General features: G+C 69.3%; 16 protein-coding genes. 9 read left to right on the plus strand and 7 right to left on the minus strand.

Going from position 1 to position 25,408, the window contains the following annotated elements; genetic code table 11:
- Positions 1–7 precede the first annotated feature (7 nt).
- Positions 8–2,227, minus strand: a complete 2,220-nt coding sequence (locus ACIQGQ_RS32565) for a discoidin domain-containing protein (RefSeq protein WP_402402809.1) — start codon at positions 2,225–2,227, stop codon at positions 8–10.
- A 331-nt stretch (positions 2,228–2,558) separates the two neighbouring features.
- Between ACIQGQ_RS32565 and ACIQGQ_RS32570 the strand changes: the two genes are divergently transcribed.
- From ACIQGQ_RS32570 to ACIQGQ_RS32590, 5 genes are all read left to right on the plus strand, one after another.
- A complete protein-coding gene (locus tag ACIQGQ_RS32570) occupies positions 2,559–3,890 on the plus strand; it encodes an extracellular solute-binding protein (protein WP_402402811.1) in 1,332 nt (443 codons plus the stop codon).
- A gap of 84 nt (positions 3,891–3,974) precedes the next feature.
- Positions 3,975–4,925 (plus strand): carbohydrate ABC transporter permease, encoded by a 951-nt coding sequence (locus tag ACIQGQ_RS32575; protein ID WP_402402814.1) that lies wholly within the window; start codon positions 3,975–3,977, stop codon positions 4,923–4,925.
- A gap of 75 nt (positions 4,926–5,000) precedes the next feature.
- On the plus strand, positions 5,001–5,918 hold the full coding sequence (locus ACIQGQ_RS32580; RefSeq protein WP_402402930.1) for a carbohydrate ABC transporter permease: 918 nt from the start codon (positions 5,001–5,003) through the stop codon (positions 5,916–5,918).
- A 108-nt stretch (positions 5,919–6,026) separates the two neighbouring features.
- Entirely contained in the window at positions 6,027–7,646 is a 1,620-nt protein-coding gene (locus ACIQGQ_RS32585) for a glycoside hydrolase family 13 protein (protein WP_402402817.1), read from the plus strand.
- A gap of 43 nt (positions 7,647–7,689) precedes the next feature.
- The gene (locus tag ACIQGQ_RS32590; RefSeq protein WP_402402820.1) at positions 7,690–8,703 is read left to right on the plus strand and encodes a LacI family DNA-binding transcriptional regulator; all 1,014 of its coding nucleotides are present in this window, start codon (positions 7,690–7,692) and stop codon (positions 8,701–8,703) included.
- A 274-nt stretch (positions 8,704–8,977) separates the two neighbouring features.
- Here ACIQGQ_RS32590 and ACIQGQ_RS32595 read toward each other — a convergent pair whose 3' ends face one another.
- The 4 genes from ACIQGQ_RS32595 to ACIQGQ_RS32610 are packed head-to-tail and all read right to left on the minus strand — an operon-like array spanning position 8,978 to position 14,536.
- Complete coding sequence (locus ACIQGQ_RS32595; RefSeq protein ID WP_402402822.1) at positions 8,978–11,452, minus strand: glycoside hydrolase family 3 N-terminal domain-containing protein; 2,475 nt, start codon at positions 11,450–11,452, stop codon at positions 8,978–8,980.
- On the minus strand, positions 11,449–12,270 hold the full coding sequence (locus ACIQGQ_RS32600) for a carbohydrate ABC transporter permease (protein ID WP_402402825.1): 822 nt from the start codon (positions 12,268–12,270) through the stop codon (positions 11,449–11,451). The genes ACIQGQ_RS32595 and ACIQGQ_RS32600 overlap by 4 nt, the downstream gene beginning before the upstream one ends.
- On the minus strand, positions 12,267–13,202 hold the full coding sequence (locus tag ACIQGQ_RS32605) for a carbohydrate ABC transporter permease (RefSeq protein ID WP_402402828.1): 936 nt from the start codon (positions 13,200–13,202) through the stop codon (positions 12,267–12,269). The genes ACIQGQ_RS32600 and ACIQGQ_RS32605 overlap by 4 nt, the downstream gene beginning before the upstream one ends.
- A gap of 32 nt (positions 13,203–13,234) precedes the next feature.
- Positions 13,235–14,536: an ABC transporter substrate-binding protein gene (locus ACIQGQ_RS32610; protein WP_402402831.1), complete on the minus strand. Its 1,302-nt coding sequence runs from the start codon at positions 14,534–14,536 to the stop codon at positions 13,235–13,237.
- A gap of 141 nt (positions 14,537–14,677) precedes the next feature.
- Between ACIQGQ_RS32610 and ACIQGQ_RS32615 the strand changes: the two genes are divergently transcribed.
- Positions 14,678–15,709, plus strand: coding sequence for a LacI family DNA-binding transcriptional regulator (locus ACIQGQ_RS32615; RefSeq protein ID WP_402402833.1), 1,032 nt, complete (start codon positions 14,678–14,680; stop codon positions 15,707–15,709).
- Between the two features lie 166 nt (positions 15,710–15,875).
- Here the strand turns inward: ACIQGQ_RS32615 and ACIQGQ_RS32620 are convergent, their stop codons facing one another.
- Together ACIQGQ_RS32620 and ACIQGQ_RS32625 are read right to left on the minus strand one after the other, a co-directional pair.
- Positions 15,876–16,991 (minus strand): glycoside hydrolase family 5 protein, encoded by a 1,116-nt coding sequence (locus tag ACIQGQ_RS32620; RefSeq protein ID WP_402402836.1) that lies wholly within the window; start codon positions 16,989–16,991, stop codon positions 15,876–15,878.
- Positions 16,992–17,038: 47 nt separating this feature from the next.
- Entirely contained in the window at positions 17,039–19,615 is a 2,577-nt protein-coding gene (locus ACIQGQ_RS32625) for a glycoside hydrolase family 9 protein (RefSeq protein WP_402402838.1), read from the minus strand.
- 829 nt (positions 19,616–20,444) lie between these two features.
- Here ACIQGQ_RS32625 and ACIQGQ_RS32630 point away from each other — a divergent pair.
- The 3 genes from ACIQGQ_RS32630 to ACIQGQ_RS32640 all read left to right on the plus strand — a co-directional run bounded on the left by ACIQGQ_RS32630 (position 20,445) and on the right by ACIQGQ_RS32640 (position 25,376).
- Complete coding sequence (locus ACIQGQ_RS32630; RefSeq protein ID WP_402402840.1) at positions 20,445–21,521, plus strand: lytic polysaccharide monooxygenase; 1,077 nt, start codon at positions 20,445–20,447, stop codon at positions 21,519–21,521.
- A 1,003-nt stretch (positions 21,522–22,524) separates the two neighbouring features.
- Positions 22,525–23,955, plus strand: a complete 1,431-nt coding sequence (locus ACIQGQ_RS32635; protein ID WP_402402843.1) for an endo-1,4-beta-xylanase — start codon at positions 22,525–22,527, stop codon at positions 23,953–23,955.
- Positions 23,956–24,551: 596 nt separating this feature from the next.
- Positions 24,552–25,376: a serine/threonine protein kinase gene (locus tag ACIQGQ_RS32640; RefSeq protein WP_402402845.1), complete on the plus strand. Its 825-nt coding sequence runs from the start codon at positions 24,552–24,554 to the stop codon at positions 25,374–25,376.
- The last annotated feature ends 32 nt before the right edge of the window (positions 25,377–25,408 follow it).

The raw sequence follows: 25,408 nt of genomic DNA on the forward strand, positions 1-25,408 counted from the left end.
GGGCGGCTCAGTTCAGATAGGCTTCGAGCTCGCTGATCTGGGCGGCGGGCCAGGCCGTGTTGGCGGTCACGTGAATCCTCAGATAGCGCGTGGCGGAGGCCGTCGCAGGCAGGGCGACGGTCACCGTGTTGCCGCTCGCCGGGTCGAACCGGTAGTCCTTCGGGGCGACGAGCGTGCCGAAGGCGGAGCCGTCCGTGCTGCCCTGCAACGACATGGTCTGGGTCCGTGCCTCCCAGGCGGCGGCCGGCGGCAGCTTCAGGACGACGCGCCGGACGGCCTGCGCCGAGCCCAGGTCCACGGTGATCGCCTGGGGGAAGGCGTTGTTGGCCGATTCCCAGTACGTGCTCGCGTCACCGTCGACCGCCCTGCCCGGAACGTACACGTCGGTGGAGCCGGTCGCCGTGGTGGTCCGGCCCCTGGCGAGGTTGCGGTCCGGGTCGGGATCCGGGTTGCCGCCGCCCGGCCGGGGCCAGGTGGAGCAGTCGCCCCAGGTGCCGTCCCAGCCGGAGTTGCCGCCGCCGTCGGTGAGCGTGAAGGTGCCGGAACCGGCCGGGTAGGGGCAGTTGTAGACACCGGCGGCGCCGACTCCGGTGGCTGTGACGTTCTTCATCGTGACGGCGCCAGGTGTCTCGGCCTGGACCACGACCGTGCCGACGCGGTCGACGGTGGAGCCGTCGACGGTGACGTTCTTGACGGCCTTGCCGGTGCCGCCGCCGGAGACGAACTCGTAGGCGCTGTAGGGGCTGTCCCTGATGGTGGTGTCGGTGATCCGGACGTTCGCCTCGATGGCGCTGTCGTACGCGTCCACACGCAGCGCACCCATCGGGTGACTCCAGTTGGGGTTCATGGCGCCGGTGCGCACCAGCGTGTTTCCGGAGACCGTGATGGTTCCGGCGAGGGGGAGGAAGGGGTCGAGGAACTTCTGGTTGGAGATGGCGATGCCGCTGCCCAGCGCGTTGGTGTCCTGGATCAGGTTGTCCTTGACGGTGATGTCACGGCCGCCGTAGATCGCGATGCCGTTGGCCAGGTTGGGCTGCGAGATCGTGTTGTTCTCGAAGGTGTCGCCGCTGTTGGTGGTGTTGAGCGACCACATGGCCAGCGAGTCGTCGCCCTGGTTGCGCAGGAAGTTGTTGCGTACGGTGACCCCCCTGGCGGTGCCGTTGAGGTTGAGGCCGTCGGCGGTGGTGTCGAGGATGCGGTTGTTCTCCACGACGAGGTTGTCGTTGTCGCCGGTCAGCCACAGGCCGACCTTGAGGTGCTGGATCCACATTCCCGAGACGCTGGAGTCGGGGCCGAGCGAGCCGTTGACGAAGTTGTCCGGGCTGCTGTCGACGCGTTCGGTGACCTCTCCGATGACCGCGAAGTCCTTGAGGTGCGCCCTGCCCGCGGAGTTCGATTGGTTGACGAACCGTGAGGAGCGCACCACCGAGTGCCAGCCGCCCGCACCCTGGATCGTCACGTTCTCGACGCCGCTCAGCTCGGAGCCCAGCCTGAATTCGCCCGGCGGGATCCAGACCGTTCCGCCGCCCGCCTTCGCCGCGGCGATGGCGTCGCGGAAGTTCTGTGCGGAGTCCCGCGCGCCAGTGGGATCGGCGCCCTTGTCGACGACGGAGACGGAACCGGACGGGGCCGTGGTGGGGGCGGCGACCTGCTCGAAGTCGGCGACGTCGACGGTGACCTGGGACGAGGCGGCTTCCAGCTTCACCTTGTCGCCGGCCTGCAGATTGCGGCCGAGAAGCAGTCGGGCGTTGTCGAAGAAGTGGTGCGTCCTGACACCGGCGATCCAGGGGGTGTCGACGTAGCTGTACTTGGAGGTGAGCGCCAGGGACGCCGTGAGCCTGGTGCCGTTCACGTAGACCGCGAGCGAGCCGGTCTGCCCGTCGGGCACGTTGTAGGAGACGTTCACGGCGTTGGCCGCCGAGGTCAGGGTGAACTCGACGCTCTGGCCGGTGTCCAGACGTACGGCCTGGCGGCCCGATGCCTCGGAGGCCAGGGTGCCCTGGGTGTGGTCGGGGCCGATCCTCTGGCCCGTGGTGGCGGCGGATTCCGCTTCGGTGGAGGTGAAGGGGAGCGCGGCGCCGACGGCAGCCGCCCTGGGCGAGAGGGCACGCTGGGCGAAGGCCGGGCCGGTGGCACCCAGGACGCTGCCCACGAGCGCCACGGCTACCGCGAGGACGGCCGGGCCGCGCACAGGGCCGCAGCCCGGTAGATCATTTGACGTGTTCATGGCATGTTCATTCATCTCCTGTACACCTCTCTGGTGGGGGTCCGGGGGGCGGGAGCGGCGCTCACTCAAGCATTGCCGCCATGTGAGCACAAGATGTCGTGCATGCATTGCAAATAATTGACAGCATCGCGAAGCAACTGACCAAGTCGTCGTGCAGCGTGCGGTTTGACGGTCCCACCAGGCGGAAACCGCCCTTCCACCGCCGCCGCACTCTCGCAATGCAGTCGTAATCTTGCGACATCGGATCAAAATCTTGCGTACATCTGTCCATCGTCCTATCGTGACGGCACCCATCACAGCTGCGCCCGGGCGTCACCCCAGAGGAGCCGTAATGAAGCCCCGTAACCTCGCGATCCTTCTGACGACAGGTCTCGCGTTCACCACCACGGCCTGCGGCGGTGGCTCAGGTTCCGACGCCGGAGGTGACACCACGATCACCGTGGCGTGCCAGCCGGCGAAGACCGCGCCGAAGCAGCGCGAGGCCTGGAACGAGGACGTCGCCACGTTCGAGAAGGCGCACCCGGGAGTGAAGGTCAGGAGCACCGACCAGCAGCCCTGCTTCGACCCGAAGACCTTCGCCGCGAAACTGGCCGGCGGGCAGATGGAGACGGTCTTCATGGTGCCGGTGACCAACTACGCCGACGTGATAGCCAAGAAGCAGGCGAAGGACATCACGGGCTCGGCCGACGTGGTGAAGAACTACAAGGACATCAGGCAGGACGTCCGGGACATGGTGACCGAGGACGGCAAGGTGTACGGCATCCCCAACGTCAGCTACACCGTCGGCCTCGTCTACAACCGCGCCCTGTTCACCAAGGCCGGTCTCGACCCCGACTCCCCGCCCAGAACCTGGGACGAGGTGCGGACCGCCGCGAAGAAGATCGCCGCTCTCGGCAACGGCTACGTCGGGTACGGCGAGTACGGCGGCGGCAACACCGGCGGATGGCACTTCGCGCAGGCCCTGTTCAGCCGAGGCGGAGAGATGGTCCAGGGCGGCAAGGCCGCGTTCAACAGCCCCGAGGGCAAGGCCGTGCTGCAGACCCTGCACGACATGCGCTGGAAGGACCACAGCACGGGCAGCAGGGTGCTGATCGGCTGGGAGTCACTGATGCAGCAGATGGCGGCCGGCAGGACGGGCATGATGCTCGGCGCGCCGGACGTCGTCACCGACGTGATCCAGAAGTTCCAGGGCAAGGTCGAGGACTACGGCATCACCGGCATACCCGACGGCAAGGCGTCGCTGACCGGCGGTGAGGCCTACATGGTCAACCCGAAGGCGACCGCGGCGCAGACCGAGGCGGCACTGCAGTGGATCGACTTCCAGTTCAACACCCCGGGCAAGGGCCGCTTCGATTTCGCCCGCGGTAAGGCCAACGGCGAAGCGGTCGGTGTGCCGAACAACGACTACATGGGCGATTCCGCGACCGGCAAGGCCCTCGCCGAGCAGCGCAAGGTGAACGCGGCCCTCCCGGTGGCCAACTACGAGCCCTACGTGACAGGGTCCGCCGGCGTCGAGCCCAGGCTGGAGCCGGTCAAGGCCCAGGAGCTGTACGCGGTGCTGGACGTGGCCATGTCCGCGGTGCTGACCCGGGAGAACGCCGACGTCGACAAGCTGCTCGCGGACGCCGAGTCCAAGGCGAACTCGATTCTGGCCAGGAGCTGACGGTGAAGGACGGGGGGTGCCGCGACGCCGCGGCACCCCCCGTCGGCCCCGCGTCAACGCCCTGGACCGGAACGGGAGATCACAATGGAAACAGTCACGATGGAGCCGCCGCCGTCACGGCAGCACCGCCCTGCCGTGCCGCGGCGCGGCAGGCCGCCGTCGAAGCGCCGCCGGGCGGCACGGCGGAATCTGACGGCGTACGGATTCCTGTGCGCCGCGCTGTTCTGCTTCGCGATGTTCGCGTGGTGGCCGATCGTCAAGGAAGTCCTGCTGAGCTTCCAGCAGACCAATCTCGTCGACGAGCCCTCGTGGGTGGGATGGGATAACTTCCGTACGGTCGTGGACGATCCGGCGTTCGGCCAGGCCTGGCGCAACACCCTCGTGTTCACGCTGCTGGCCCTGGTCTGCGGCTACGTGGTGCCGTTCGCCGTCGCGATCGTGCTGAACGAGCTGCGGCACGCCCGGGCGTACCTGCGGTTCGTGGTCTACCTGCCCGTGATGCTGCCGCCGATCGTCTCGGTGCTGCTGTTCCGCTGGTTCTACGATCCGGGGCCGGGCCTCTTCAACCAGATGCTGGACTCCGTGGGTCTGCCGCCCCTGGCATGGCTGGATTCCACCAGCACCGCGCTGATCTCCCTGGTGATCGTCTCCACCTGGATGAACCTCGGGTCCGGTGTGCTGATCTACCTGGCGGCGCTGCAGAACATCCCGGGTGACCTGTACGAGGCCGCGGAGCTGGACGGCGCCGGCATCGTCAAGCGGATCCGGCACGTCACGATTCCTCAGACACGGCTGATCCTGCTGCTGATGCTCATGCTCCAGCTGGTCGCCACCATGCAGGTGTTCATCGAGCCGTACATGCTCACCGGCGGAGGTCCGGAGAACGCCACGGTCACCGTCGTCTACCTCATGTACCAGTACGCCTTCGTCTACGGCGGCAACTACGGGGCCGGCAGCGCGCTCGGCCTGATGCTCATGGTCGTCCTGCTGGCGGTCGCCGCGTTCCAGCTCCGCCTGACCCGAGAGGAGAAGTAGGCCATGCTGAACGCAGCCACCCGCCCCGGCAGGGCGACGGGAAGCACGAAGCCGGTACCGCCCCCGCGGCGCGGGATGCCGGAGAAGCCGCGCAAGCGCCGGGGCTCCTGGGCCGACGGCCACGAACGGACCATCGTCTCACCGCTGGAGCTGAAGTCCCCGTGGGGCCGGAGGCTCTACTGGACGCTGCTCACGGCCGTCGTGGTCGTGTTCACCCTGGTGTTCGTCTTCCCCCTGTACTGGATGGTCACCGGGGCGATGAAGACGGGCGAGGAAATCGCCCGGATGCCGCCCAGCCTGTTCCCCGAAGCACCCGACTTCTCCGTCTTCGCCGACGCCTGGGAGCTCTTCGACATCGGGACGCTGCTGAAGAACACACTGTTCTACGCCGTCGGGGCCTGGCTGTTCGCGCTCGCGGTGGACGTCTTCGCCGCCTACGCGCTGTCCAAACTGCGCCCCGTTTTCGGCAACGTCATCCTGGCGGGCATGCTGGCCACGCTGATGATCCCGCCGATCGTCGTGATGATCCCGGCGTACATCACCGTCACCGACGTTCCGCTCCTCGGCTGGCATCTTCTCAACACGCCCTGGGCGATCTGGTTCCCGGTGGCCGCCAACGGATTCAACGTCTTCCTGCTGAAGCGCTTCTTCGACTCGATCCCGAACGAACTGCTGGAAGCGGCGGAGATCGACGGCGTGCCGCCCTGGCGCGTCCTCGTGTCGATCATCCTGCCGATCTCCCGGCCCATCCTCGGGGTGGTTTCCATTTTCACCGTCGTCGCGGTCTTCAAGGACTTCGTCTGGCCGCTGCTCGTCCTTCCCGACAGCGAGAAGATGACCATCAGCGTGGGCCTGTCCCAGACCGCGGGAGCCGTGACACAGAACCAGATCATGGCCGGGCTCGTGATAGCGAGCGTCCCGATGATCATCGTGTTCTTCTTCTTCCAGCGCAGCATCATGGCGGGCCTGACCGCCGGAAGCCTCAAGGGCTGACCGGGCCCGCACCCGCCACCACCACGAAGCACTCCGCCGCCGGTCCTCCTCCCCGTGCCCCGCACCGGCCGGCGCCGGAGTCCCCTCTGCCCGCGAAAGGACCACCCCGTGGCAGCTGTTCCCTCGTCTCCCTCGTTCCGTGCCGATGACTGGTGGCGCGACGCCGTCATCTACCAGGTGTACCCCCGGAGCTTCGCAGACGGGGACGGAGACGGTGCCGGGGACCTGGCAGGCGTCCGCGCCCGCCTGCCGTACCTCGCCGAACTCGGTGTCGACGCGGTGTGGTTCACGCCCTGGTACCTCTCCCCACTGGTGGACGGCGGCTACGACGTGGCCGACTACCGGACCATCGACCCGGCCTTCGGCACCATCGAGGAGGCCGAGAAACTGATCTCGGAGGCCGCCGACCTCGGCATCCGGACCATCGTCGACATCGTCCCGAACCATGTCTCCGACCAGCACACGTGGTTCCGGGCCGCGCTGGCCGCCGGACCCGGCAGCCCCGAGCGGGAGCTCTTCCACTTCCGGCCCGGCCGCGGCGAGCACGGAGAGATCCCGCCGAACACCTGGCCGTCGCAGTTCTCCGGGATCCCCTGGACCCGGGTTCCGGACGGCGAGTGGTACCTCCACCTGTTCACCCCGGAACAGCCGGACCTCAACTGGGCCCACCCCGCAGTCCACCGCGAGCACGAGGACATCCTGCGGTTCTGGTTCGAGCGCGGTGTGGCCGGGGTGCGCATCGACTCCGCGGCCCTGCCCGCCAAACACCCGGACCTGCCCGACTTCGTCGAGGGCACCGACCCGCACCCCTACATCGACCAGGACGAACTCCACGACATCTACCGCTCCTGGCGCGCGATCGCCGACGAGTACGGCGGTGTGTTCGTCGGCGAGGTGTGGCTCCCCGACGCCGAACGCTTCGCCCGCTACCTGCGCCCCGACGAGCTGCACACCGCGTTCAACTTCAATTTCCTGGCCTGCCCGTGGGACGCCGACCGGCTGCGCCGGACCATCGACGACACCCTCGCCGAACACGCCCCGGTGGGAGCCCCGGCCACCTGGGTCCTGTGCAACCACGACGTGACCCGCACGGTCACCCGCTACGGCCGCGCCGACACCGGGTTCGACTTCGCGGCCAAGGCCTACGGCACCCCCACCGACCTCGCCCTGGGCACCCGGCGGGCCCGCGCCGCCGCCCTGCTCACCCTCGCCCTGCCCGGCTCGGTCTACCTCTACCAGGGCGAGGAGCTCGGCCTCCCCGAGGCCGAGATACCGCTCGACCGCGTCCAGGACCCGATGCACTTCCGCTCGGGCGGCACCGACCCCGGCCGCGACGGGTGCCGGGTGCCACTGCCGTGGGACGCGAGTGCCCCGGCGTACGGCTTCGGCTCGCGCGGCGAACCCTGGCTGCCGCAGCCCGCCGCATGGGCGCGCTACGCCGTCGACCGCCAGGAGGACGACCAGGATTCGATGCTCGCCCTGTACCGCAGGGCGCTGCTGCTGCGCCGGACCCTCCCGGGCTTCGGCGACGGACCGATGACCTGGCTGCCGTCGCCGGACGGGGTGCTGGCCTTCGCGCGCACGGACGGCCTGGTCTGCGTGGTGAACCTTGCCGATCGGCCCACGGATCTCCCGCCCCACGAGCGGCTGGTCCTGGCCAGCGGGCCGCTCGACGAGCAGGGGCGGCTGCCGGGCGACACCTCGGCGTGGCTGCGGATCCAGTCATGACCGAACGCAAAATATGTACAGCATTTGCGCTATTCTTGCGCTCATGACACGACGACTTGCTCAAGTTGCCAAGAAGGTGGGAGTCAGCGAGGCGACGGTCAGCCGTGTCCTCAACGGGAGGCCCGGTGTCTCCCAGGCAACACGGCAGTCCGTCCTCACCGCGCTGGACGTCCTCGGCTACGAACGGCCGACGCAGTTGCGCGGTGAGCGTGCCCGTCTCGTCGGCCTCGTCATACCCGAGCTGCAGAACCCGATCTTCCCCGCGCTCGCGGAGGTGATCGGGGGCGCGCTGGCACAGCGCGGGCTCACCCCCGTGCTGTGCACGCAGACCAAAGGCGGGGCCGCCGAGGCGGACTACGTGGACCTACTGCTCCAGCAGCAGGTCTCCGGAGTGGTCTTCGCCGGCGGCTTCTTCGCGCAGGGCGACGCGCCGCACGGCCACTACCAGTTGCTCGCCGAGCGGAAGATCCCGGTCGTCCTCATCAACGCGATGGCCGAAGGCCTCGACTTCCCGTGCGTCGCGTGCGACGACACCGTCGCCGTCGAGCAGGCATGGCGCCACCTCGCCTCGCTCGGGCACCGGCGCATCGGTCTCGTGCTCGGCCCGCGCGACCACGCCCCGTCGCGCCGCAAGCTGGACGCGGCCCGTGCTCTGGCGCGGGCCGCGGGTACGGAGTTGGCCGACGAGTTCGTCGAGCGGTCGATCTTCTCGCTGGAGGGCGGCCAGGCGGCGGGTACGCGCCTGCTGGAACGCGGGGTGACCGGCGTCGTGTGCGGCAGCGACCCGCTCGCCCTGGGCGTCATCCGGGCAGCGCGCCGGCGCGGGCTCGCCGTCCCCCACGACCTGTCGGTCGTCGGCTTCGACGACTCCTTGTTCATGAACTGCACGGATCCGCCCCTGTCGACGGTGCGGCAGCCCATCGAGGCGATGGGGCGGGCAGCGGTCGACCTGCTGTGCGCCCAGATCCAGGGCGGCGTCCACAATCACCCGGGCGAGCTCCTCTTCGAGCCGGAACTCGTCGTGCGCGGCTCGACCGCCCAGCCGGCCGACGGCTGACGCGAACGGCACCGCCTGGTGCGGACACACGGCGGTGCGCGGAATCGCGGGTGGGCAAGGCTGAAGTCCTGGCGGAGCTTCGGCCGAGCCCACTGCAGCCCCAACCGCACGACCGTCATCGCCGCTGCAATCCTCGCCCAGAGTCACCGTTGGGGAATCCTCAGTGCCGAGGCTGGAGTTGATGTGTCCTGGAGACCGCTGACACGGCGTCGCCCGCCGTCAGCGCCTGCTCCTCATCCTGAGCGTAGCGCCCTGCCGGCCTGTGCGCGCCGCACTACGGCGCCTCCATGAGGACCTCCGTCGCGGTGCTCATGTGCAGCCGACGGGTGTGGTCGACCGTCCGCACCGGCCCGGTGAGCGTGACCCGGGCCGTGAGGCGCGGGTCGGTGCTCGACGCACTCAGCCGTAGTTCGAGATCGCCCGGCTCGACGATCCGGTGGCCGTCGCGGCCCGTGAAGGACGCGAGGTCCGCCGGGACCGTCATCCGCACCCTGGCCGCCCGTCCCGGACCCAGGTCGAGGCGTGCATATCCGATGAGGCGCTGAACGGGCTGGACCACGGAGGCGACGGGGTCGTGCAGATACACCTGGATCACTTCGGTCCCCTCCCGGGCACCGGTGTTGCGGATGGTGCAGGAGAGCGTGAACTCCCCGTCCGTCGAAGCCTGCCCGTGCTCCACGACGAGGTCGCCCCATTCGAAGGCGGTGTACGTCAGACCGTGGCCGAACCCGAACGCCGGGGTCGGGTCGACACTGGAAACGTCGCTGGAGTGGCCCAGCCGGGCCGCCAGGTACGTGGAGGGCTGGGAGCCCGGGTGGCGCGGCACGCTGACGGGCAGCCGGCCGGAGGGTTCGGTGCGGCCGCTGAGCACCGAGGCGATGGCCCTCGTTCCCTCCTCGCCGAGGAAGAACGACTGCACGATCGCGGCTGCCTCGTCCGCCGCCCGTCCGAGGGCGTAGGGACGTCCGGCGAGCAGGGTGACGACGACGGGGGTGCCCGTGTCGAGGAGGGTGTCGAGCAGATGCTGCTGGACGCCGGGGAGCGCCAGGTCCTCCGCGTCGCAGCCCTCCCCGCTCGTGCCGCGCCCGAAGAGACCGGCCCGGTCGCCGAGTGCGACGATCACGAGGTCGGCGCTCCTGGCCAGTTCGGCGGCCTCGCCGAACCCGCCGGTGTCCGGGCCGTCGATGTCCGCGCCCCGCGTGGTGACGATCTCGCTGTGGGGGAACTCGGCCGCGCACGCCTCGCGCAGGGTGGGCAGTTCGATGCCGAGCGGGGTCCCGGGGTGCTGGCCCCCGACGTGGACGGGAAAGGCGTAGCAGCCGAGGACGGCCGTCGGGGTGTCGGCGTTGGGCCCGATGAGTGCGATCCGGGCAGGGGCTCCGGCGGCCGCGTCCGCCGCCAGGGGCAGGGTGCCGTCGTTGCGCAGGAGCACGACGGCCTGTTCGGCGACGCGGCGGGCGAGTGCGCGGTTCCCGTCGGTGTCGAGACGGACGGTCCCGCGCAGCGCCTCCGAGTTCCCGTCCGCCGAGCGGTCCGTGCCGGAGGCCGCGGCGAGCACCGGCGGCACCGGCCTCCAGTCCGCGTCCAGCAGCCCCAACTGGGCTTTCTGGACGAGGACTCGGCGTACCGCGCGATCCACCAGCGCCTCCGGTACGGCGCCCTCGGCGATCGCGTCGGTCAGCGGGGCGCCGAACGTCCTGACGGTCGGCAGCTCCACGTCCACACCGGCCCCGAGTGCGGTGCCGGCCGCATCCCCGAAGGTCCCCGCCACACCGTGCAGCGTCTTCAGGAACGCGATGCCGAAGTAGTCCGCGACAACGGTCCCGCCGAAGCCCCAGGTGTCGCGGAGCAGACCGGTGAGCAGCGGCCGGTCGGCCGCGGAGGGGATGCCGTCCGTGTCGGTGTAGGCGTGCATGACGGACCGTACGCCGCTCTCGCGTACGGCCATCTCGAACGGGGGCAGGATGATGTCGGCCCTCTCCCTCGCCCCCATGCCGACGGGGGCGAGGTTGCGGCCGGCCCGTGAGGCGGAGTACCCGGCGAAATGCTTGAGTGTGGCGACGACCCCGGCCGACTCCAGTCCTCGCACGTAGGCGGTGGCGACTGTCCCCACCAGGTACGGGTCCTCGCCGATCGTCTCCTCGACGCGGCCCCAGCGCGCGTCGCGTACCACGTCGAGGACGGGGGCGAGCCCTTGGTGCACGCCGACGGAGCGCATGTCACGGCCGATCGCGGCGGCCATCTCACGAATCAGCTCCGGATGGAAGGTGGCGCCCCAGGACAGCGGCACCGGGTAAGCGGTCGCGCCCCAGGTGGCGAAGCCCGCGAGGCACTCCTCGTGGGCGATCGCCGGTATGCCGAACCGGTTCGCCCCGGCGATGCGCTCCTGGGTGCGCGACAACGAGAGGGCGCCCACGGCCGGGTCGACCGGGGCCGTTCCGAACGGGCGGGTCAGCTGGCCGAGGCCGTGCGGGAGAAGGTCGTCGAGGGCGACGGCCTCCTCCATGTCGTGCTGGAACGGCGCGACTTCGGCACCTTCGTCGGACGCGCCCACCCAGACGCCGAAGAGCTGGGCGACCTTCTCCCGGAGGGTCATGGCGGCGATCAGGGCGTCGGCCCTGGCCTCGGGAGCGAGGGCGGCATCGCGCCAGGGCCCGGTGAGGTGGTTCGGGGCGCCGGTCACCGGCGCCCCGGTTCCGGTGGTCCCGGCGGGTGTCCGCGCGCCGGCGTTGTCGATGTTGGCGGTCACTTTCCTCCCACTCCCATCAGCCCTTGCACCAGGGCACGACGTGCGAACAGATAGACGATCAGGATGGGGAGCATGGACAGGACGACGGCGGCGAGCAGCCCCGGGGTGTCGACTCCGTGTTCCGTCTGGAAGTCGTAGAGTCCCAAGGTGATCACCTTGGTCTGCGCCGACTGCGTCAGTACGAGGGGGAAGAGGAAGCCGTTCCACGCCTGGAGCGCGGAGAAGACGACGATCGTCGAGATCCCGCTCCTGGACAGCGGCAGCACCAGCTGGAAGAAGACCCGCCGGGACGAGGCGCCGTCCATGGTCATCGCCTCGTACAGATCGGGGGTGATGTCCCGCATCACGCCTGTCAGGATCAACGCGCACACCGGCATGGCGAAGGCTGCCGTCGGCAGGATGACGCCGATCAGGTTGTCGTAGAGACCGGCCTCGCTGATGACGAAGAACATCGGGACGATGACCGCCTGCGAGGGGATCGCCAGGCCCAGGAGGAACAGCCGGAAGACCGTGGTGGTTGCGCGGCCCTGGCTCCTGACGATGGTGTACGCCAGCGGCGGGACGAGGAGCAGGACGATGCCCACCACGCACACGGTGACGATGACGGTGTTGAGGAAGTACTGCGCGAAGCCGCTGTTGAGGTCGTCGACGTAGTTGTCGAGCGTGAAGTGCCCGGGGAAGGACAGCGGGCCGTTCGCCGCGTAGTCGGGGCGTGTCTGGAACGTGGCGACGAGCATCACGTACAGCGGGAGCCCCACCACGAGGAGCCAGACCAGCGAGCCGAAGCCGGCGGAGTAGTTGGGACGGTTCTTCCTCACAGTCCCTCCATGGTGCTGCGCATCCTGTCGTAACCCGAGAGCCGCACCATGATCAGCGAGATGACCGTGGAGACGAGGACCAGCAGGAGAGCCATGGTGGACGCCGCTCCGTAGTCGAAGCTCTTGAACGCCTTCTGGTACATGTAGTACGCACTGATGGTGGTGTCGCTCCCCGGTCCGCCCTGGGTCAGGATGAGCACGGTGTCGAAGGTCGTGAGTCCGCCGACCACCATCAGGATCACCGAGGTGATGATCGAGTTGCGCAGCTGCGGCAGCGTGATGTGGAAGAACTGCCGTACCGTGCCCGCGCCGTCGATCTGCGCCGCCTGGTAGAGGACCGGCGGCACCGCACGTGCCGCGCCCTGGTAGATCAGCGTGTGCAGTGGGGTGAACTGCCAGGTGCTGACGAAGACCAGGACGCCGATCGCGGTGGCCTGCTTCCCGAACAGGTTGCCGTCGCCGAACAGCCATGTGGCTTGAGCGGGCACACCGAGGTTGGGGTCCAGGACGGCGCGCCACAGCACGGACACCGCCGCGACGGACAGCAGCATCGGGACGAAGTAGATGGCGGACAGGAAGGCCCGGTTGCGCTGGTGCCCCGCCGCCCAGACCCCGAGCAGGATGCTCAGCGGGGTCTGGACGGCGGCCCCGAGCACGGTGAGCAGGACGCTCAGCCACAGGCTCTTGATCACGACGGGGTCGTCGAGAAGCGTCTTCCAGTTGTCGAGACCCACGAACTCCGGGTCGCTCAGACCGTCCCAGCCGGCGAAGGAGAGTACGGCGACCATGAGGAGCGGGACGATGGCGAAGAAGCCGAAGAAGACGGCGGCGGGGACCGCCCAGAGGAATCCCGGGCGGCTCGCTCCGCTCCCGGAAGAGCGGGCTCTCCTGCCCGTGTCGCCGTCAGCGGGGGGAGGTGCGGTTCGGGTCATGTCATCTGTTCCGGGTCCGGATCTCGGTGGGCTCACGAGGTCGGCAGCGCCTGCATGGCCTTGATGAACGCGTTCTCGTCCATCGAGCCGTTGAAGAACTGCTGGAGGGACTGGTACATCGTGGTGGCCGCCGACTGGGGGTACGCCTGGTCCCAGGAGAGCTGGAACGCCGGGGCCGCCTTGACCAGGTCGTACTGGAACTTCGCGAACCCGGGGCTGGCGGCGGCGTCCAGGAAGCCTTCGGTGTTGGTCGTGGTCGGCAGGTTGCCGACGGCGAGCTGCGCCTTGACGAACTGTTCCGAGTACATGAGCTTCAGGAACGCGGCGACCGCCTGCGGGTGCTTCGTCTTCTTCAGCACGGAGTAGAAGTTGTTGGTGTTGCCGACGACGTTCGCCCGGTCGCCCTTGCCGCCTTCGACGGAGGGGAAGGCGCTGTATCCGAGGTCGCTCTTCGCGAACTCGGGGTATGTGTCCTGCTGCGTCGAGTACTCCCACGAGCCCATCAGCTCGAAGCCGGCCCTGCCGGTCGCCAGGAGTGTGGCGGAACCCTGGTCGGTGAACTTCACCGAATCGAAGTTGGTGCCGAAGGCTCCGGCGTCCACCAGTTCCTTGATCCTGCTCAGGGCCTTCCGGCTGTCCGGGCTCGCCCAGGCGTCCCGGTCGCCGCCCAGGGCCTTCCGGATGAGCTCCGGGCCGGCGATGCGGTCGTACAGGTACTCGAACCACATCAGCGTCGGCCACCGGTCGCCTCCGCCCAGGGCGATCGGGGTGACACCTACGGCCTTCAGCGCCTTGACCGCCGCCAGCAGGTCGTCCCAGGTCTTCGGGGGTTCGAGGCCCGCCTTCCTGAGGACCTTGCCGTTGTTGAACAGCAGCACGGGCTGCGTACCGCGCATGGGTATTCCGTAGGACGTGCCGTCGACCACGGTGCTGTCGAACACGGACGGCAGGAACTTCGCCTTGAGGTCGGGATCCTTGGCGATGAAGGGGTCCAGCGGGAGCAGCAGGCCGGCGTCGACGAACGGCCTGATGCTGCCGCCTCCCCAGTTGAAGAAGACGTCCGGCGCCTGCTTGCTGTTGATGATCGTCTGCAGCTTGGCCTGGTAGTCGGCGCCCGGCACCGTGTCCAGGACCGCCTTCACCTTCGACGTCTTGTTGAAGGTGGCGACGATCTCCTTCTCCACCTTGTTCGCCGCATCGCCGTAGACCAGGACGTGGATGGTGTCGTCGCCGGCCGCATCGGAGTCTCCTCCGCATCCGGAAAGGGACAACGCCAGGGAAAGCACGGCACCGCCGACGGCAACGGTCCGCGAGAACCGTGCACGTTGCTTCATCGATACACCTCTCGAAACTATTTCGGAACAGCGATCGAAACTTCCTGGGTCGGGACGCTAGAACTCCCCGTCTCAAGGGGTCAACCCTCAGTCATCGCGTTATCAAAGCGTTACGCCTGGGCGGCAGTTGCCTTGTGCCCTATGCTCCTCGCCATGCGCGATGACGAGAAAATGGGCCGCATCACCCTGGCTCAAGTGGCCGAGCGGGCCGGCGTCTCCATTTCGACAGTTTCGAAGGTCCTCAACGGACGTCAGGACGTGGCGACCCCCACGAGGGTCAAGGTGGAGCGTCTCCTGGAGGCCCACGCGTACCGACGCACCACCCGGTCGGCCAGCGAGGCGCCGCTCATCGAGATCGTCTTCCACGAGCTGGAGAGCATCTGGGCGATGGAGCTGATCCGGGGAGTGGAGAACGTCGCCAAGGCCCACGGCGCCGGCGTCGTCCTCACCGAAAGCGGAACCCGTCACTCGCCCAGCCCCGATTGGATGGAGGCGATGCTCCAGCGGCGGCCGCTCGGTGTCGTCCTTGTCTTCTCCGCCCTGCCCGGCGAAGTGAAACAGAAGCTCAGGGCTCGTTCGATCCCGTTCGTCATCATCGACCCGGCAGGCGACCCCGACCCCGACGTCCCCTCGGTCGGCTCCGCCAACTGGAACGGCGGACTGGCCGCCACCCGCCACCTCATCGAGTGCGGGCACCAGCGCATCGGGGTCATCACCGGACCCGAGGACATGCTCTGCTCCCGCGCCCGGCTCGACGGCTACCGGTCGGCGATGACCATGGCAGGGCTGGAGGTGGACCCCGGACTCATCCTGTTCGGCGACTTCCATGTGGAGGGCGGATACGACCGCGCCACCGAGATGCTGTCCCGCCCCCAGCCGCCCACCGCGATCTTCGCGGGCAGCGATCTCCAGGCGCTCGGCGTACTGGAAGCCGCCCGGGTGCACGGCCTGCGCGTCCCCCACGACCTCTCGGTGGTCGGCTATGACGACGTGTCCATCGCCCGCTGGGCCAGCCCGGCCCTGACCACGGTCCACCAGCCGCTGCGCCAGATGGCGGAGGAGGCCGCGCAGATGCTGATGCGGCTACGGGCCCAGGAACCGGTGTCCACGCGGCTGGAGCTGGCCACGAGCCTGGTCGTACGCAAGAGCACGGCGCCACCGCCCGGGAGCTGAGCACTGCGCGGGGCCATGGCCCGTGCCGGTGAAGCGCCGCAGTCCGCGGGCGGGTGGGGGCAGCGTTCCACGGCTCGTGCCGCCCGGAGCGACGGGCAGCTCATCGGCTGCCCGTCCGCACGCGGATGTGCCGGGTCCGTGCACCCGTCCCGCCCTGGCCGGCAGGTCAGCCGGTGGGGAACGAATCGGGGGTGCTGATGCGGTTCTTGAGCAGCGCCCCCGACTCGGTCAGCACCCCGCTGCCGCTGTAGTCGCCGCCGTTGCAGGTGCCCGGCCTGAAGGCCGCGCTGCTCTCGTCCGCGTCGGAGTAGGTCCAGTTCGCGTAGCCGATCCTCAGCTGATCCAGCAGGTCCAGCCAGGCCGTCGTGCTCGCCTGGTCCATCGCTCCCCCACCGGTGGCGCTCACCGTGCCGAACTCGGTCACGAACAGTGGCAGTTGGGAGGCCGCGCGGCTCAGCGTGGCGCGGTAGGGGTCCTTGTGACTGGCGGCGTAGAAGTGGAAGGCGTACATGATGTTGTCCGCTCGGACGGGGTTGTCGACGACCTCGTTCTCGTTGGAGCCGTCCGAGGTGCCCAGTGAGGACCAGCCGCGGGTGCCGACGACGATGACGGCATCCGGGTCCGCGGCCCGGATCACCGGGATGACCTGCTCGGCGTAGTCCTTGATGGCCGTCCAGCCCACTCCGTTGGGCTCGTTGGCGATCTCGTAGATCACGTTCTTCTTGTCGGCGTTGCGGGCCGCGACGGATGCGAAGAACGTCTTGGCCCGGTCGAGGTTGTAGTTCGGATCGCCCGGCGTCAGGATGTGGAAGTCGACCATGGCGTACATGCCGCGCGCCTCGGCCATGTCGACGAGGCCGTTCACCCGGCCGGTGAAGCCCGCCGGGTCGGTCTCGTAGCCGCCTTCCTGGACGTACATGGCCACACGCAGCAGGTCCGCTTTCCAGTCCTGTGCCAGGGCGTCCAGGGATGCGGCGTTGTAGCACTTGCCGAACCACTGAATGCCGTGGGTGCTCATGCCCCGCAGCTGGACGGGGCGGTCGTACTGGTTGCACAGGTGCACGCCGCAGACGTGGAGCTTCCCGTTGATGTCCACGGGGGTTCCGGTGCCCGGTGCGGGCGGGTCGACGGGCGGGGGCTCCTCCACGGAGCCCGTACAGGCGACACCGTTGGCCATGTGGTCGGCCCTGCATCCGGCGACGGCCACCGCCTGGGGGCCGAACAGGGCCGTCAGGCCCAGGACCATCGCGCAGGTGGTCAGTAGGGTCAGAAACCGGTTCACAGCGATTCTCCTCGTGTGCGGTAGGACGGGCCGGCCACTCATCGTCGTCATGCCGTCCCGCAGGCCCTGCCGTTCAGCCTGAAGACCTGGGGGTCGTGCACGAGACCGGTGGACCGGCCGCTGAAGCCGAACCGCACCGTGTCGCCGGGCGCGAGGGCGGCGTTCCGGCTCAGGGCCTCGGCGGTGACCCGCGGGCCGGTCCGTCCGATGTCGGCGCCCCAGGCGTCGGTCACCTGCTGCTGGTCGGCGAACGTCCAGTCGAGCCGCCAGGGCCGGACCGTGCGGTCGCCGGTGTTCTTCAGCGCGACATGGGTGGTGAAGCCGTTGCTCCAGCGCTGCGAGGTGTAGGTCACCTCGCACTGTCCCTTCGCGGGCCCGCCATCGCCCAGATCGTCCACGAAGGACGCGACCCAGGCGAGCGGGGCGTTCCAGTTGACGGTGATCTCGTTCGTGGCCCAGGACTCGATGTCGTCGATGTAACACATCGCCGGTGCACAGCCCTTCAGCTTGGCCTGCGCGACCGGGTCCTCGATGGATGCGTTCGGACCGCCGGCCAGGGATCCCGGTGCCGGATGCGGCAGGGCGGGGTCGAGCTGGTTGGCCCAGAACCGGTGGTGCTGATTGCGCGAGTCCCGCTCTCCGTACCCGGTGACATAGGACTGGTTCAGCGCGTTGCGGCCCAGAAGGTAGTCGAGTCCGCGCAGTGCGGCGTCACGGTAGGCCGTCCTGCCGGTCAGGTCGTACGCCGAGCCCAGGACGACCATGTTGTTGGCGACCTGGCTGTTCGATCCCCATACGTAGTGCCCGTCGTCGGGGGCATACGGAAGGCCGTACGCGGCCCTGTCCGAGTCGGCCGCGTATCCGTCGGCGGCTTCGGTCACCATGCGGCGTACCGTGGCGAGCTCTTCGGCGGGCAGCTTGCCGGGCACGCTCGCGAGGTTCAGGGCGCCGAGCCCGGCGACCGATCCCCAGGACATGCCGCCGCGCGGGAAGACCGCGCCGGTGTCGCCGTGCAGCGGGGAGCGGAGGAGTTCCTGGCGGTAACCGTCCTCGCCGGTGGTGAGAAAGAGCTCCGCCGCCGCCCAGTAGAACTCGTCCCGTACGTCGTCGTCGTTGTAGGCGCCGCCGCCCGTGGCGTCCTGCGGATCGGCGAGGACGTCCGGATGGGCCTTGGCCGCTGTCCACGCGGAGCGCGCGGCCGCCCGGCACCGCGCGGCGAAGTCCGCGTCGTAGACCTGGAAGAGGCGGGCGCACTGGGCCGCGGTGGCCGCCAGGTTGAGGGTGGCCGCCGTGGTCGGCGGATGCAGTTCCCGGGGCTGGGGGTCACGGTCCGGCCTGAGCGGCAGTCCGGTCCACGCCCTGTCGTGCAGTTTGTGGTGGGCCATGCCCGCGAGCGGCTCTCCTGCGGGCACCTGCATCCGCATGAGGAAGTCCAGCTCCCAGCGTGCCTCGTCCAGGATGTCGGGGATGGCGTTCCCGTGTTCGGGCAGCCGGAGTTCGCCGTCACCGAGCGGCTCGGCGTCGGCGCTCTCCTCGTACAGGGTCCGCTCGAAGACGGACATCAACTGGGCGACCGATATACCGCCGTTGACCACGTACTTGCCGTGGTCACCGGCGTCGTACCAGCCCCCCGAGGCGTCAAGGCGGTAGTCGCACACGCCCGGTTGGCACGGTACGTCGCTGTCGCCCTGGTTGGGGCTCACACCGAGATGGCCGGCCGGCCGCGCGTACCGCTCGCCCACGATGTCCGCGTCGATCTCGATGCCGCTGCGGTTGTGGTAGAAGTACGCGAGCGCGTCGGTGCGCAGCGGCGCGTAGAGATCGTCGCCGATGGCGAACGGCTCGCTCTTCTCCCCCGCGACCGTGACGGTGTAGCCCTCCCCCGGGGTCGTCACCGCGCTGAAGTCGAAGGTGTGTACGTTCTGCCGTGAGCTGGTGTCCACGCCCGCCGGAGCGGTGGTGCCCTCGGCCACCCGTGTCCCGGCGGCCGAGTCGAGTGTCCAGGGCAGCGGGTCGGTCCGGTCGGTGACGACGGTGCCGGACTTGGGGCCGTGCGTGAGGTATCCGACCTGGTTGATCCGGACCGGGGATCCGGTGTCCGGTTCGTACGGTGGCGGCGCGGTCCCGCCGCGCAGCGATACGTCGTCGACGCAGAAGGTGAATGCCTCGGCGCTGCCCCCGATCTGGAAGACGAGTTGCGCCGCGTCGTGGTCGGCTCCGGCCTTGAAGGTCTCCGTGACGCGTTCGGCGGTCGCCCCGACCGGCTGTGCGGTGGCGAGTTCCGTGGTCCATGGTTCGGTCTCCATCTGCACGTTGGTGCGGATGGTGACCGGCACGGTGGACGTCGCCGTATAACTCAGGGTGTATCCCTCGCCGGCTGTGAGGGCGAGCCGGTTCTGCCCGACGATGACGTCCCACGCGTTGGCCGTGCCCCCGGGGACGTCGGCACAGAGGCGTCCGTCCGAGACGGTGACGGGGCTGTTGGCCGTCGACCACCAGGGGGCGGTACCCGCGGAGAAGTCCCCGTTGACGATGAGCTCGGGTGCCTCGTCGGGGGGCTGGGCCGCACCGACGGGTGCCGTGAGGATGCCCGCCAGCAGCCCCGCGGTGGCTGCGGCACCCATCAACACGCTGACGCGTCTGGGGCGGTCCGGTCGGCGGAACGTACGGGACGGGCGGGGGGCGATTGACTGATGTCTCGGCACGCCGAAGTCCTTACGGGAGGGGCCGGAGCAAGCGGCGACTGGGGCAGCGGCTCGCGTCCGGCGGGGTACGGACAGGAGTGGGAGCGCTCCCACCAACTTCGGGGGCGCAGGACGTGACGTCAAGCGGTTGGACAGAATCCGCGACTGCACCGGACTCGCGGTCGACCGATGAACGAGAGCGGCCGGATCACGGTGCACCCGCCGCCAGAGCAGCCGGTGCGACCGGGCGGCGGGCGACCTCGGGAACGCGGCCGGTGACACGGGTCGGCGTGACGCGCCCGCGTGCCCCGCATCGGACCGGCACCCCCATCCGGCGCCGCACACGGCCACAGCCTCCGGAACCCGATGACCGCGGCGACCGCGCCCCGCACCCTCGCCGCCCGCTCGACGCATCTCCCGCGATGGGTTGTCAGGAGCACGGCAACACTTCTACAGTCCGTCATACTAACGGGTGGGAGCGCTCCCATAGTTGAACCGTCGGGCGCTGCGCCGCACCGCGCAGCGCCGCACGCCCCGGTCCGCGGATCGTCGACTCCTGCGGTACGACATCCGGCCCCTCCTCTGCGAACCGGCCGGGCTCCGGCCGGTTCGCCTCCGGTGGGACCGACGGCCACGGCGATCCCACCCGCCGCGCTCACCCGGACCAGCCCGCTCCTCGCCCCCATCACCCCAGGCTCCTCGCCCGGCAGCGACCGCAGGAGAGAAAGCACACCCGGAAGTCCATCCCCACACAGGCACAGGAGACCTCATGGCCCGACGCAAGAAACTGTTCGCCTCCCTGGCGACGGCGCTCGCCACACTGCTCGGCGGAATCGGACTGACACTGATGGGCCAGGGCAACGCGCAGGCGCACGGCGTCACGATGACCCCGGGATCGCGCACCTACCTCTGCATGCTGGACGCCAGGACCGACACCGGCGCTCTGGACCCGACGAACCCGGCGTGCAGGGCCGCGCTCGACGAGAGCGGCGCGACGGCGCTGTACAACTGGTTCGCCGTGCTCGACTCCAACGCGGGCGGACGAGGGGCGGGTTACGTCCCGGACGGAAAGCTGTGCAGTGCCGGTGACCGGTCACCGTACAACTTCACCGCTTACAACGCCCCGCGCTCCGACTGGCCCCGGACACACCTGACGTCCGGGAAGACGATCCAGGTCAAGCACAGCAACTGGGCGGCGCACCCGGGCTCCTTCCGGGTGTACCTGTCCAAGCCCGGTTACTCGCCCAGCAGCGAGCTGGGCTGGGACGACCTGGAACTGATCCAGACCGTCACCGACCCGCCGCAGGCAGGCGGGCCCGGGACGGAGGGCGGCCACTACTACTGGGACATGAACCTGCCCTCGGGTCGCTCGGGTGACGCGGTCATGTTCATACAGTGGGTGCGCTCGGACAGCCAGGAGAACTTCTTCTCCTGCTCCGACATCGTCTTCGACGGCGGCAACGGCGAGGTGACCGGCATCCGCGGCTCGGGCGGCACTCCGAATCCGACGCCCACCCCGACGCCCACCGACCCGCACACCGGGTGCATGGCCTCCTACAGCGTGACCAGCTCCTGGAGCGGCGGTTTCCAGGGTTCCGTCGAGGTCATGAACCATGGCACAACGGCACGTGAGGGCTGGGCCGTGCAATGGAAACCCGGCGTGGGCACCCAGGTCAGCAGCGTGTGGAACGGTGCGCCGACCACAGCACCCGATGGCACGCTCACGGTCAGGAACCTCGACCACAACCGCACCATCGAACCGGAAGGCAGCGTCACCTTCGGGTTCACGGCGACATCGACCGGCAACGACTTCCCGGTCGGCTCGATCGGCTGCGTCGCCCCGTAGCCGCCGATGAGCGCGGCGCCGGTTCCCGCGGTGCGCGGGAACCGGCCTCCGCCGTGCGTGAGACGCACGTAAACCCTCGTCGCCCATCGGGCCTTCACCGACGTGTACCGAGCCTGTTGTGGATCGGGAAGAAGGTCGGCGGCGCGGGGCGAGGGCCCCGGCCGCCACAGGAGTCGGTCGTATGCGCCACCCGCGTCGGGATCCCCACACTGATGGAGGAACCGCAGGTCGCAGGGGTCGATGGCCATGGTCCGGTCGGGGCGGTCCCGGGTTGTCCCGGGTACGCGGACGCAGCGACTCGGCGCGTTCGCCGCATCGATCAAGGGGCGAAGTGACAAGCGGCTCCAACGATCGGCGCGCCGGTGAACGGCGTGAACGCGTCTCGCGCGTGTCCCTGCCCGCTCCGAAACATTTTCGGGAACCGAGCCCGAAACGCCACACGCCACACCGACCGATGACCGACGACCGATTCGCATCACGCTTGACGCCGGAGCGGAGCCCGCACGCGCACGCCCGAGAAATCGGCTACCGCACCGGGGTTCACCATGCGACACAGCCCGGTTTCGAAACTTTCGAACCAAGGTCAGAAAGTTTTTCTAACGAGAGTATTGACGATGTGCTGTCAGCCCCTCAATCATTCCTGTCTGGGCAGCCGACCGCACCGACACTCCGATCGCACCGGTCTCGGGGAGTCCGTGCCGCACGACAGATCCGCGCACCAGAGCACCCGCGCCACCTGTTTCGTCCGTCCCGGTGAGGTTCACACCAGCGCATCCTGACTCTTCGCACAGTTGGAGAGGTACGCGACGCCGCTTGGTGCTCCCCGGCTGAGCCTCGATGGAGTACCCCGTGCCCACGTCGAGAACCGTCCGCTCCCATGCCATGACCGCGGTGTTCGGTGATGCGGTGCTGCCCGGGACCCGGCCCGCCCCGTCCGCCGACCGGGCGCGAACGGGGCAACCCCTGCCGGCCCTTCAGTGATTTCTACCTCGGAGGCACAGTCATGGGCTCGTATCCCCTCCCCAGACCCCCTGTCCGCCTGACGATCCGCAGCCTGCTGCTGACACTGGTCGTCGGCGTCCTCGGTGTGGTCACCACCTTGGCGGCCCCGTCGGCCTCGCACGCCGCCGAGAGCACGCTCGGCGCCGCGGCGGCACAGAGCGGACGGTACTTCGGCGCTGCCATCGCGTCGGGCAAGCTGGGCGACTCGGCGTACACGACGATCGCCGGCCGTGAGTTCAACTCGGTGACGGCCGAGAACGAGATGAAGATCGACGCCACCGAACCGCAGCAGGGCCGGTTCGACTTCACCGCCGCCGACCGCGTCTACAACTGGGCGGTGCAGAACGGCAAGCAGGTGCGCGGCCACACCCTGGCCTGGCACTCCCAGCAGCCCGGCTGGATGCAGAACCTCAGCGGCAGCGCACTGCGCCAGGCGATGAATGACCACATCAACGGCGTGATGGCCCATTACAAGGGCAAGATGGCCCAGTGGGACGTAGTGAACGAGGCATTCGCCGACGGCAGCTCGGGGGCCCGACGGGACTCCAACCTCCAGCGCTCCGGAAACGACTGGATCGAGGTGGCCTTCCGCACCGCGCGCGCCGCCGACCCGGCGGCCAAGCTCTGCTACAACGACTACAACGTCGAGGACTGGACCTGGGCCAAGACCCAGGCCGTGTACGCCATGGTCCGGGACTTCAAGCAGCGCGGTGTGCCGATCGACTGCGTCGGCTTCCAGTCGCACTTCAACAGCGGCAGTCCCTACAACAGCAACTTCCGCACCACCCTTCAGAACTTCGCCGCCCTCGGCGTCGACGTGGCCATCACCGAACTCGACGTCCAGGGCGCCCCCGCCTCGACCTACGCCGGCGTGACCAACGACTGCCTGGCCGTCCCGCGCTGCCTCGGCATCACCGTCTGGGGCGTGCGCGACAGCGACTCCTGGCGATCGGAACAGACGCCGCTGCTGTTCAACAACGACGGCAGCAAGAAACCCGCCTACGCCTCCGTCCTCAGCGCACTCAACGGCGGCTCGTCCACACCCCCGTCCGGTTCCGGAGAGATCAGGGGCGTCGGTTCGGGCCGGTGCCTGGACGTGCCGAACTCCGGAACCACCGACGGCACGCAGTTGCAGCTGTGGAGCTGCAACGGCAACACCAACCAACAGTGGGTTTCCACTGCCGGAGGCGAGCTCCAGGTCTACGGCAACAAGTGCCTGGATGCCGCCGGTACCGGCAACGGGGCCAAGGTCCAGATCTACAGCTGCTGGGGCGGCGACAACCAGAAGTGGCGCCTCGCCTCGGACGGCTCCATCGTCGGCGTCCAGTCCGGCCTCTGCCTCGACGCCGTCGGCAACGGCACCGGCGATGGCACCCTGATCCAGCTCTACTCCTGCTCGAACAGCAGCAACCAACGCTGGACCCGCACCTGACGGGACCTGCCACCAGCGAAAGGGCGGCACCGTGAGAGCCGGCAGTGCGGCTTCTTCCGCCCCTCCAGGAAGGCAACGCTGATGGCCCCGGGTCGCCGCCGTGGTGGCGGCGGCCCGGGCGACCCGGACCGGGTACGGACCAACTCGGCTCCGCAGTAGTACTGGAAGAGCACTCGGATGCTCTGGCCGGCCCGGCGCGCCACCGTACGGGTCCGCAAGGCGAGCGTGAGCGAGCCGCCGACGGGTCGTACCAGCTCACACGTTCGGAAACACATAAGCCACCCACGTACAAGCGCGGCCGCAAAATCGGGCCAGTTCGCCGGAGCGGGCCACGCCCTGCCCGAGGCCGGGTGAATCCTGCCGGGCGCCGGATTCTCCCCGGCCGGCGCCGTCACGCGCTTCCCCTGACGGGCAGGAACCTGAGGCCGGGCCGTATTCGGAGCGGCGGACTCCTGGGCTCGTGCCGGCTTCCGCCCATCTGTGGCGGACGGCGCGGCGACGGTTGGAGAACGGCCAGAACCCGGACGGGGCCACGGTCCGGGATGAGTAACGTTCGCCTGAAGCGGAGTCGTTGCCACGGGGGCGAGGTGAGGGCGGTGAGCGGCATTGTTGTCCATCTGCCGCATACGGACGGTGCCGGCGGAGGAACATCACGGGATGCCCCGGTGACCCTGCGGCTCGGCCCAGGAGAAGTGGCCCGGTTCGGGCGGGGGTCGGCGGCGGTCCCGGTGGAGCTGCGCCTCGATGACGCGGCGGTCTCCCGGCTGGCGGGTGAGATCCGGGTGGCCGACGACCACTGGCTGCTCAGCAACCACAGCACGACGCAGAGCTATCTGGTGGAGAACCCGGAGGGGGCCGGTGAGTATTTGCGTGTGCCGCCGCGCCGACTCGGCGCCCCCATCCCCTTCGAGTTCTCCCGGGTCGTGCTGCCCACCCGGCGCGGCGCTGTCGTCTCCTTCCAAGTGTTCGCCCCCGACCATGTCTATCTGGACCCCGATGGTCCGCACCCCGGCAGCGCCGCGGACCCCTGGGGCAGCCGTACGGTCATGGCGTACTCGCTGGACGAGACGGCCCTCTACTTCCTGGTGCTGGTCGCACTCTGCGAACCGCGGCTGCGTGACGAGTCGCCGGTCGCCGTGCCGACGACCCCGCAGATCGTCGAGCGGCTCGGCAGCCACCCCGCGGCGGGCGGCCGGTTAACGGCGCGGGCGGTCAGCGCGCACATCGACTACCTCGCCGAGGAGAAGATGCGGATCGAGGCCCCGCCCGACCGCACTGGGTCGGGCGCCCGCCGCAATGGGAAGCGGGAGGCCCTGGTCGGGGTGGCGCTGCGGTTCGGGATGGTGCGGGAGGAGCACTTGGCGCTGCTGCCTTCCCGTACGCCGGCACCCGCGCATCCGGCCGAAGGCGGCAGACGTTGAGGCACGAGTACGAGTACCGGTACGACGGAGGC

It is taken from the genome of Streptomyces sp. NPDC092952 (genome assembly GCF_044754785.1).
Lineage (GTDB): Bacteria > Actinomycetota > Actinomycetes > Streptomycetales > Streptomycetaceae > Streptomyces.